Source organism: Microbacterium sp. BF1, assembly GCF_019279095.1.
GTDB classification, from domain to species: domain Bacteria; phylum Actinomycetota; class Actinomycetes; order Actinomycetales; family Microbacteriaceae; genus Microbacterium; species Microbacterium maritypicum.
In genome coordinates, this window is record NZ_JAGYWT010000195.1 from 1 (window position 1) to 4,410 (window position 4,410).

Genomic DNA, 4,410 nt, shown 5'->3' on the forward strand with positions numbered 1-4,410 from the left:
CGTACGGGTACGGCGTCCCCGCGTACGGCTGTGCGGGAGAATACTGCGGAGCGAACGACGGCGCAGCCCCCGGTTGCGTGACCGGTTGCTGTGCGCCGTACTGCGCGTACGCATACCCCTGCGACATCATGACGTGCTCCGGCACCTGGCGGGGCGGCGGTGCCGAGGTGACAGCGCGCGTCGGGTCGACGCGGAAGGGATCGTCCTGCTGCTCATCGGTCCAGCCGAGGTCGCGGCGCTCGACATGCGCGATGAGGGTCTGATCCAGCCCTTCGTAGCGCATCCGGCAGTCGAGGTAGACGAGTGCGGAACCGGTGCTCTGCACCACGAGCGTGATCGCCTGGATGACCAGGAGCAGGATCTGCGGGGCGATGAGCGTCACGATGAAGGCGATGACAGCGCTGGGGTCCTCGGCGCCCGTGGGTGCGACCACGGAACCGAGAAGGGAACCGAGCAGTGTGACGGGCACGCTGACGACCTGCGCCGCGATGCCCATGATCGCGCTGATGAGGAAGGTCACCCCGAACGCGACCCAGAAGCGCCCGCGGGTGAGTCGCCAGGATCGCACGAAGGCGTCACGGAAACGCGCACGCTCGAGGACCAGGATCGAGGGCACCAGCAGCAGCTTCGTGGTGAGCCACACCGCGAGCGGGATGCAGGCGAGGACGATGACGATCACCACGAGGACGACGACGCCGACCATCTCGACGCTGCCGCCGAGACCCCCGGCGATGAAGGCGGCGATGATCACCGCGGCGATGATGAAGATGCCGAACACGGCAGCCACCGAGAGGGAGGCGAACCCGGCGAGTCGCCAGAACGCGGGGGCCATCCGGCGCCAGAGCATGCGCAGCGTCGCCTTCACCCCGATCGCGGCGTACCCGATCTCTGCGGCGACGACGCCCTGCATCATCGCCGTGAAGGCGATCGAGGCCAGTCCGACGGCGAGTCCGGCGATCAGGTTCACCGCGATGGTGCCGGCCATCACCGCTTCGAAATCCGGAGAGGAAGGCGAGACCGTCTCCAGGCGGCTGAAGGTCGTGAAGAGGACGACGCCCATGACCACGGCGGTGACGACGACCACGACGAGCTGGATCACGACGGCGAAGCCGAAGAGCACCTTGGGGTTGTGCCGCAGCGCCGCGAAGGCCTTGCCCAGCAGCATCCCGAACGACAGTGGATGAAGGGGAATGATGCCCTTCTTCGGGGCAGGCGTCCACGTCTGGCCGGTCACAGGCACTCCCTCTCCATCGCGCGCTCCCATCGTGTCATATCCGATGCGTGGCGCGCAGACCTGGGGTCGGCGGGACTCGGTGCCATAAGGTAACTCTTATGACCTCACGTATTCTCGTGGTCGACGACGACACCGCGCTCGCCGAGATGATCGGGATCGTGCTCCGCACCGAAGGCTTCGAGCCGGTGTTCTGCGCGGACGGTGCGCGCGCCGTCGACGAGTGGCGCACGCAGCGGCCCGACCTGGTGCTGCTCGATCTCATGCTCCCCGGTATGGACGGAATCGAGATCTGCACCCGCATCCGTGCCGAGTCCGGCGTGCCGATCATCATGCTCACCGCACGCAGCGACACCGCCGATGTGGTCCGCGGACTCGAGGTCGGCGCAGACGACTACATGGTCAAGCCCTTCAACCCGAAGGAACTGGTGGCGCGCATCCGCACGCGGCTCCGGCCCACGCCGCAGGCCACGAGCGAGCAGCTCCGGGTCGGGGATCTCACCGTCGACGTCGACGCGCACGAGGTCCGTCGCGGCACCGCCCCGATCGCTCTCACACCGCTGGAGTTCCAGCTTCTCGTCGCGCTCGCCTCGAAGCCTCAGCAGGTGTTCTCCCGGGAGATGCTGCTCGAGCAGGTCTGGGGCTATCACTACAAGGCAGACACCCGGCTGGTGAACGTGCACGTGCAGCGTCTGCGCGCGAAGGTCGAGCTCGACCCCGACAACCCGAAGATCGTCATGACGGTGCGCGGCGTGGGCTACCGCGCCGGGAGCATCGGCTAGGAGCACGATGGCCGCGACGACAGCGACCACCACGACGGTCGCTGTCCTGCGCGACTGGCGAGGCTGGCCGACGATGCTCGCCATCCTCTGGCGACGCTCGCTCCGCTTCCGCACGCTCTCGATAACCCTGCTCGCCACCTCCCTGGCGATCTTCATCACGTGCGTGACGATGGCCCTGGTCATCCAGAACGATCTGTTCATCTCGCGCAAGGACGTCGCTCTCGAAGACTCCCGCCGAGCGGTCGATCAGGCGCAGGGGATCCTGGATGTGGCCGAGGTGGGAGACGACTCTGCTGCACTCACGGAACTGTGGAACAGCGTCCAGTCGAATCTCACGCGCACATCGAGCACGGATCAGCTCGCCGGGTTCAAGATCGACAACGCGAAGGGCGTCCGCCTGAACGGCTTCGAGGCGGGGTTGAGTCGGAGCCTGCTGAGCCCCGAGCTCCAGGCCCGCGTCGTGGAGTTCGACGATCGCCAGGCCTGGCAGTCCGTGGCGCTGCCCGTCGCGGACGGGGGAGAGGTCCCCGGCATCATCGTGGGCCAGCAGCTCCAGGTGCCCGAGGCGGGAGCGTTCGCGATCTACTTCGCCTACGACCTGGGCGATGCCGATCAGACCCTCGTCTTCGTGCAGCGCACGCTCTGGATCGCCGGGATCGGTCTGGTCGCGATCGTCGCCGCGATCTCGTGGATCGTCCTTCGCGCGGTCTCCACCCCGATCGTGCAGGCCGCGGAGACCAGCGCACGGCTCGCGGCGGGCGACCTCGGGGTGCGCCTCGAGGTGCACGGAGAGGACGAGTTGGCCACGCTCGGACGCTCGTTCAACGCGATGGCGGACAGCATCGAGTCGCAGATCAAGGAACTCGGCGAGCTGTCGATGGTGCAGCAGCGCTTCGTGTCGGATGTCTCGCACGAGTTGCGGACACCGCTGACCACGATCCGCCTCGCTGCGGACATGCTCAACGACCAGCGCGAGGAGTTCGACCCCACCACCGCGCGGACGGCGGAGCTGCTGCACGCCCAGGTGCAGCGGTTCGAGACGCTGCTGTCGGATCTGCTGGAGATCAGCCGCTACGACGCGGGGTCGGTGCAGCTCGAACTCGAGGCGACGAGCCTCACCCACCTGGCCGAGGACATCATCGAGCAGATGCGCCCGCTCGCGGAGGGTCATGGCACTGAGCTGCGGCTCGTGGCGCCTGGCGGCTACTCACCCGTCGACATGGATCCGCGGCGCGTGCGCCGGGTGCTGCGCAATCTGATCGGCAACGCGATCGAGCACGGCGAGGGGCGTCCCGTCGTCGTCACGGTCGACAGCAACCAGCACGCCGTGGCGGTAGGGGTGCGAGATTTCGGCCTCGGGATGCAGCCCGCCGACGCGGAGCGGGTCTTCGACCGCTTCTGGCGCGCCGACCCCTCTCGTCAGCGCACGATCGGCGGCACGGGACTCGGGCTCTCCATCGCCCTGGGGGATGCGAGTCTGCACGGCGGCACGCTCGAGGTCTGGTCGGAGCTCGGTGTGGGAACGAACTTCGTGCTCACGATCCCCCGGCACGACGGGATCCTGGACGGTCCGAGCCCGATCTCCATCGAGCCGCAGGAGCCGTTCGCGGAGATCGGCGACGCGACGCAGCCGATCTCGTTGACGGACGCGCCCGCCGGTCTGTTCGACGAGGAGGACCGGTCATGACCCGGCGACGAGGGACACGGAGGATGCTGGCCATCGCGCTGGCACTCACCGCGCTTGTGCTTCCTGCGTGCGCGGGACTGCCCACCAGCGGTGATGTCGCCGTCGGCCTGAAGCTCGGGGAGTCCCCACAGGACGTCGACATCCTGCCGGTCGCCTCCGGCCCCATCACGGGTGCCGGGCCTGAGGAGATCGTCGAGGGCTTCCTCGAGGCCGGCATCACGACGACCGAGAACTGGGACACCGCACGCGACTTCCTCTCGCCCTCGCTGCAGCGGAGCTGGAGTCCCTCGGCAGGGGTGTCGATCGACGTCGGCACGGATACCAGGACCATCACATCCTCGGTCCCCGACGACGAGGTGGAGGGTGCGGACACCGCTGAGGTCCAGGTCACGCTCGACCTGGTCGCGAGCGTCGACGACTCCGGCGGCTACTCCGAGGCCCTCGGGTCATCCAACGTGGCGTTCACGCTGCAGCGGATGGAGAGCGGCGAATGGCGCATCACGCAGGCGCCGGACGGTGTCGTGATCGACGAGACGCGCTTCACCAAGGTCTTCGAAGGGTATCCGCTGCAGTACTTCGACCAATCGGAAATTCCCTCAAGCTCGCCGCCGGCCTGCTCAGCGACTTCGGGCTATCCGACGCGACTCTCTCCGCGAAGAGCGTCATCATCCCCGTCGCGTACTACTTGCACTCACGAGGGCTCAACGATG

3 protein-coding genes and 1 pseudogene are annotated in these 4,410 nt (G+C 67.7%); 3 read left to right on the forward strand and 1 reads right to left on the reverse strand.

Going from position 1 to position 4,410, the window contains the following annotated elements; genetic code table 11:
- Window positions 1-1,234: glycerophosphoryl diester phosphodiesterase membrane domain-containing protein (locus KZA10_RS08500; protein ID WP_218682647.1), on the reverse strand; the 1,234-nt coding region annotated here is incomplete at its 3' end.
- 98 nt (window positions 1,235-1,332) lie between these two features.
- Here KZA10_RS08500 and mtrA point away from each other — a divergent pair.
- The 3 genes and pseudogenes from mtrA to KZA10_RS08515 form a co-directional block, all read left to right on the forward strand.
- Window positions 1,333-2,013: an MtrAB system response regulator MtrA gene (gene mtrA, locus KZA10_RS08505; protein WP_218682648.1), complete on the forward strand. Its 681-nt coding sequence runs from the start codon at window positions 1,333-1,335 to the stop codon at window positions 2,011-2,013.
- 7 nt (window positions 2,014-2,020) lie between these two features.
- Complete coding sequence (gene mtrB / locus KZA10_RS08510; RefSeq protein ID WP_218682649.1) at window positions 2,021-3,700, forward strand: MtrAB system histidine kinase MtrB; 1,680 nt, start codon at window positions 2,021-2,023, stop codon at window positions 3,698-3,700.
- A pseudogene (locus KZA10_RS08515) lies at window positions 3,697-4,410 on the forward strand (hypothetical protein); the annotation flags it as partial. The gene mtrB and the pseudogene KZA10_RS08515, both read left to right, overlap by 4 nt.

Excerpts from the sequence above, each read along its gene's own strand:
- mtrB (WP_218682649.1), top strand. The coding sequence starts at position 2,021 with ATGGCCGCGACGACAGCGACCACCACGACGGTCGCTGTCCTGCGCGAC.
- mtrA (WP_218682648.1), top strand. The coding sequence starts at position 1,333 with ATGACCTCACGTATTCTCGTGGTCGACGACGACACCGCGCTCGCCGAG.